This is a genomic window from Mycoplasma testudinis ATCC 43263 (genome assembly GCF_000687795.1).
Lineage (GTDB): Bacteria > Bacillota_I > Bacilli_A > Mycoplasmatales > Mycoplasmoidaceae > Mycoplasmoides > Mycoplasmoides testudinis.
The window spans coordinates 1-5,759 of record NZ_JHXT01000035.1 but is presented as its reverse complement, the minus strand read 5'-3'; the positions used below and the strand labels follow the sequence as shown (position 1 = coordinate 5,759).

The 5,759-nt window shown below is 31.9% G+C and carries 4 protein-coding genes and 5 tRNA genes; 7 read left to right on the top strand and 2 right to left on the bottom strand.

From position 1 onward, the window contains the following. Positions 1-255 precede the first annotated feature (255 nt). Together T384_RS0105840 and T384_RS06830 are read right to left on the bottom strand one after the other, a co-directional pair. On the bottom strand, positions 256-1,878 hold the full coding sequence (locus T384_RS0105840; RefSeq protein ID WP_036499452.1) for a CTP synthase: 1,623 nt from the start codon (positions 1,876-1,878) through the stop codon (positions 256-258). Between the two features lie 11 nt (positions 1,879-1,889). Continuing rightward, positions 1,890-4,037, bottom strand: coding sequence for a RelA/SpoT family protein (locus tag T384_RS06830; RefSeq protein ID WP_052663617.1), 2,148 nt, complete (start codon positions 4,035-4,037; stop codon positions 1,890-1,892). Positions 4,038-4,184: 147 nt separating this feature from the next. Here T384_RS06830 and greA point away from each other — a divergent pair, with 147 nt between their 5' ends. From greA to T384_RS07510, 7 genes are all read left to right on the top strand, one after another. Beyond that, positions 4,185-4,670: a transcription elongation factor GreA gene (gene greA / locus T384_RS0105830; protein ID WP_027120205.1), complete on the top strand. Its 486-nt coding sequence runs from the start codon at positions 4,185-4,187 to the stop codon at positions 4,668-4,670. A 56-nt stretch (positions 4,671-4,726) separates the two neighbouring features. Then, positions 4,727-4,812, top strand: a tRNA-Tyr gene (locus T384_RS0105825). A gap of 6 nt (positions 4,813-4,818) precedes the next feature. Beyond that, positions 4,819-4,893 (top strand) — tRNA-Gln (locus T384_RS0105820). A gap of 42 nt (positions 4,894-4,935) precedes the next feature. Continuing rightward, a tRNA-Lys gene (locus T384_RS0105815) sits at positions 4,936-5,010 on the top strand. Between the two features lie 2 nt (positions 5,011-5,012). Beyond that, positions 5,013-5,098, top strand: a tRNA-Leu gene (locus T384_RS0105810). 6 nt (positions 5,099-5,104) lie between these two features. Then, a tRNA-Gly gene (locus T384_RS0105805) sits at positions 5,105-5,178 on the top strand. A gap of 161 nt (positions 5,179-5,339) precedes the next feature. Beyond that, positions 5,340-5,759, top strand: a 420-nt coding sequence (locus T384_RS07510) for a hypothetical protein (protein WP_036499449.1), incomplete at its 3' end; no start/stop codon positions are given.

Sequence of the window (5,759 nt, the reverse complement as noted above, 5' to 3'; positions counted from 1 at the left end):
TATAATTCAGCAACTCGAAATTCTATTTGATATAGATTTGCAACCAGAATAAATACAAACACTTAATTTATTGTTCAATCTTGACCAAGAGTCAAAGATTTGCGCGTTTAAATAATGATAAAAACGGAAAATTGCGAAAGCGTTTCCGTTTTTTAGTATACTTTTAATAACACGATGTCAATGGTTTCAAAGAAATCTAGACATTAACACACTTAAATCATTACTTCCTTTTTTTCAATTTATATAATGGACTAACTATTTTTTTATTGCTTTTGCTTTAGCACTTTCAATTAATCCCATAAATAATGGCTCAGGTGTGTATGGTGTTGAATTAAATTCAGGATGATATTGACAACCGATGAAGAATGAATGTTTTGGGATTTCAATAATTTCTTGTAAATCGTTTTTAACAAAAGTTCCCGAGAAAACAAATCCAGCTTTTTCAAATGCTTTAATGTAATCATTATTAAATTCGTATCGGTGACGGTGTCTTCGGGTTACACTTTTTGATTCATATAACCGCGAAGCCAAAGTATTAGGTTTGATTGAACAATGATAATTACCCAATCTTAAAGTTCCTCCGACATCAACTTTTCTTTTGGTAATCAAATCAATAATATTAGCTTTTGCGTTTTTATCAAATTCGGTTGAATTAGCGTCTTGTAGTTTTAATACATTTCGAGCAAATTCTACACAAGCTAATTGCATTCCTAAACAAATTCCTAAGAATGGTAAATCGTGGGTTCGGGCGTATTCGATTGCTTGTAGTTTTCCTTCAATGCCACGTTTATCAAATCCTCCAGGAACAACTAAACCATCCATGTTTTTAAGAATCTTGATAAGTTCATCTGGTTTAACTTTACTTGAATTAACTCATTCAACATATAAATCAACATTTTGGTAATAGCTGGCAATTTTTAAAGATTCATATAATGACATATACGCATCTTTTAATTCGGTATATTTCCCAACTAAAGCAATTTTGACTTTTTGTTTTTTTGTTGCTTTAATTGATTTTGTAAAGGTTAATCATTCTTTACTTAATTGTTTTCTAGTAAATTTTAAATCCATCAATTTTGCTATTTCAACATGAACTTTTTGATCGTATAAAAATTCAGGCAATAAATAGACATTGCTTACATCAACACACGAAAAAATATGATCAATATAAATTGAGCACATTGAAGCTATTTTATTTTTGATTTCTGGTGATAAAGGTAATTTGGAACGAACAAATAAAAAGTCAGGAGTAATTCCTAAATTTCTTAATTGTTGGGTTGAATGTTGTAAAGGTTTGGTTTTTACTTCATTAGTTGTTTGTAATTCAATTACTGGAACCGCATGAATGGCTAAAGTATTACCACGAGGTAACTCTCAACAAATTTGGCGCATGGCTTCTAAGAATGGTAAAGATTCAATATCACCAACAGTTCCACCAATTTCGATTAAGATAACATCTGCATTGGTTTCATTAGCTAGATTATAAATACATTCTTTAATCTGATTAGTAACGTGAGGTACTACTTGGATGGTTTTGCCAAGATATTTTCCTTTCCGTTCGTTTTGAATTACTTGGTTATAAATCTTTCCTGCGGTGATTGACGAACCCTTAGATAATTCTTTATTTAAAAAACGTTCGTAATGACCTAAGTCCAAGTCAGTTTCAGCACCATCACCCGTTACAAAAACTTCTCCGTGTTGATATGGTGACATTGTTCCAGGATCAACATTCAAATATGGATCTAACTTCAAAGCTCGTACGTCTAATCCTAGTTGGGATAGAATTGATCCAACACTAGCAGCACTTAATCCTTTTCCAAGCGAAGAAAAAACGCCTCCAGTCATAAAAATAAATTTGGTTTTTTGATTTCATTGCATAATTAATTCTCCTAAATTAGTGTTCACTTAAAATTTAAATTTCTTAAGATCAATTCATCCATCCCATGATTTAGGTGGGTGATTGTAGTGACGTACAAAACAACGTTAGCTTTAAATTGATCAGTCGTCTTATTTCGATTCACAGTAATTTCTTGCAGGCTGCCCTGATTTCTTAAAATTGTTAACACTATTGTATTGATCACGGATTCACTTCAAGGCCCTGTAATCTCGACATTAGCCCGAAATTTTCGGGGATGATGTTCAAGCATTTTTTTATTCCAGTGTAATGAGACTAACTTAGCATCTTTAATTCCTTGAATTGTTTGGCATTGGGGCCGATGAACATATAATCTGGTTTTGTGAATAATTCCAACGAGTGGCATATATGGTAATTTGCTACAGCATTTAGTAATTTCAATTCCATTAATTTTTAAACCAGAAATTAATTCAAAATACGATTGACTAAAAATCCAACGATTGTTTTGTCTTCGAATTTCTTTCAAAACTGATTTTCACCGATTGCCTTTAGCAAAGAAGTTGATTTTATCATCGACTGATAAATGTAAAACTGCAACGTATGAGAGATATTCTTTGATTGATTTAATTTTCAAAATCTTTAAACGTTCAATGATCTCGCCATCCCCAATGCGATTTTCTTTTAGAGTTGTATTTAAAACATTTAAAAAATTTTGGGCAGAAGTATATTCAATTTTCTCTAAGCTGCCAATGATTTCAAAAATATGTTTTCGGACGGTTGGGTTACTAACATAACGCATTCATCGTTCACTAACTTGAGGTTTATCATGATATGTGATTTCAATTGCGTCCCCATTTTCTAAGTGAGCATCTCATGCTAGTTTCTCACCAAATAAATAAATGCCATTGATATAGGCAAATTTTTCCGGATCTACCCGGTATGCTAAGTCTAATACAGTTGAACTTGCCGGAATTGTGTATGTGTTTTGGTTATTAGTTACAATTACATCGATAATTGGAATTTTAGTTAGTTCTTTTAATAAGGCAGGATTTTTATTAGAACTTTCGTCAGCAAACAATTCAACTTGAAACCGCTGCATAGCTTCTTGGGTTAAATCTAGATTATTTTTTTCTTTATATAACCAGTGACTGGCGTATCCTAATTTACTATTTTGATCCATTCGCTTTGTTCGAATCTGAATTTCAACTAAAGTTTTATTACTAATAATGGTTGTGTGGACTGATTGATATAAATTATTTTTTGGTGCTGAAACATAATCTTTGAAAAATTTAGGAATATACTTGAAATTTAAGTGGATTAATCCTAAAACATGATAGATATCAAGTTCGTCATTTAAAATAATTCGTAATGCGTAAACGTCATGAATGTTATTAATTCGGGAAATTGAATTTAATTTATTGTAAGTTGAATACACGCTTTTAATCCGACTTTCGAAAAAATATTTAATATTTTGTTCTTCAAGTAGGTGCTGAATTTGTTCGGTAATGGCTTTTCACTGGTCTGAATTAATAAGCTTATATTCATTCATAATGGAAAGCGTTTGCTCATAAGCTTCACGATTAATAATCGAAAAAGCAATATCAAGTAGTTCTGTCTTAACGTTGTACATTCCTAATCGGCCAGCTATATTGGCATAAATATCAAAAGTTTCTTGAGCAATTGCTCTTTGCCGATCAATTGCTAAAAATCCAATCGTACTTAAATTGTGGAATCGGTCAGCTAATTTAATAATAATGGCACGAATATCTTTGGAGATTGACATAAAAACCTGAATTTGATAATTAGTTGACAAATTCTTAAGTTGACTAGCTTCCCGATTCTTTTTAGCAACTAAGGCAATTTTAGTCACTAGTTTTACCAAATTGGTTATATCTGACCCAAATTCTTTATTGATTTGATCTTCAGAAATTTCTGTATCTTCAATTACGTCATGCAGTAAACCGGCTGCAATCGTATTTGCATCCATTTTTCATTCGACTAATTTAATGGATGTTTCTAATGGGTGGATAATAAAAAGGTCTCCACTTTTACGCTTTTGATTAGCATGTGCGGAGGTTGCAAAATTATAGGCCTTTTCAATTAAGGCAATTTCGTTTTCTTGATATCCATTATCTTTAGCAAGATGAAGCAAATGTTCATACCGATTTTTTATATCAATCATGGAACCACTATTTCAATTATTTACTGCAATAGTTTACTATATAAAACAGAGATCTATTATTTCTTTTGAAGTATAACAAATATTTTATATAATAATAAAGCATTTTTAGACATAAGATTGTCTATTGTATTAAGGAAGATATTAGTAATGGCATCAAATAAAAACTTGTTAACAGCAACTGGTAAAAAAAATCTTGAAGAAGAATTAAGATATTTAGTTGACGTCCGTCGACCAGAAATTATCAAGTTAATTCAAGAAGCTAGAGAACAAGGGGACTTATCAGAAAACGCAGATTACGATGCTGCTAAAAGTTCCCAAGGCGAAATCGAAAGTCGAATTAAAGAAATTCAAGACATTTTAAGTAATGTCGAAATTATCAAAGAATCAAAAAACGCATCCCACCAATCACGTGTTCGGGTTGGTACTCATGTAGAAATTTATGATCATCATGATAAGAAAAATTATAGTTATGAAATCGTTGGGGCAATTGAAGCAGATCCCTCAAAAAATAAAATTTCTAATGAATCACCTTTAGCTAAAGCTATTATTGATAAAAAAGAAGGCGATGATAGTGAAGTTCGGGGAATTGAAATTCCATATACAGTAACAATTAAAAAAATTCGTAACAATTAATTTCTATATAAATAATTTTTAGGATATAATTGTAAAGGCGTTAATGCCTTATTTTTGGACAGGTAGCGAAGTGGCTAAACGCTTCTGACTGTAAATCAGACACCATATGGTTTCGGCGGTTCGAATCCGTCCCTGTCCACCATTTTATTGGGATGTAGCCAAGCGGCAAGGCAATAGACTTTGACTCTATCATGCGATGGTTCGATCCCATCCATCCCAGCCAATAAAATAAATTTTAAAATAAGGGTGTTATCCTTATTTTCATGGTCCGCTAGCTCAGTGGAAGAGCATTTGACTTTTAATCAAAGGGTCCCGAGTTCGAGCCTCGGGCGGATCACCAGTGCCCGAGTGACGGAATGGTAGACGTACAGGACTTAAAATCCTGGGGTAGAAATACCGTGCCGGTTCAAGTCCGGCTTCGGGCACCATATTTTGCGGGTATAGTTCAATGGTAGAACCACAGCCTTCCAAGCTGTTGATGTCGGTCCGATTCCGATTACCCGCTCCATTTTAACCAAATAGACATAATGACTTTTTTATAAAGTCATTCGTATAACAAGAACTTACTCTAAATGAGTAAGTTTTATTTTTTATGCGATCGTTTTTTTCAAATAAAGTACTTTATAATATAAATTACATATTACATAATTTAATAAAATTGTTTTTATTATGATCGATACACCATTAAACCAAATAAAATTAATTCGTCATAAACTATTAGATAATTTCATTTTTTTGTTCTATCGAAAGATAACGAGCAAACAAATTAGTGACCTCTTATCCAATTTAGCTGAACTTAACGATTCTAAAGCTTTAACTTCTGAATTCATCAAATTATTGGGTCCGCAATTTGAACAAAAAGGAAGTAATGATTTAAGTGTGTTAATGTCTAGATTTCTTTGAAACCATTGACATCGTGTTATTAAAAGTATACTAAAAAACGGAAACGCTTTCGCAATTTTCCGTTTTTATCATTATTTAAACGCGCAAATCTTTGACTCTTGGTCAAGATTGAACAATAAATTAAGTGTTTGTATTTATTCTGGTTGCAAATCTATATCAAATAGAATTTCGAGTTGCTGAATTATA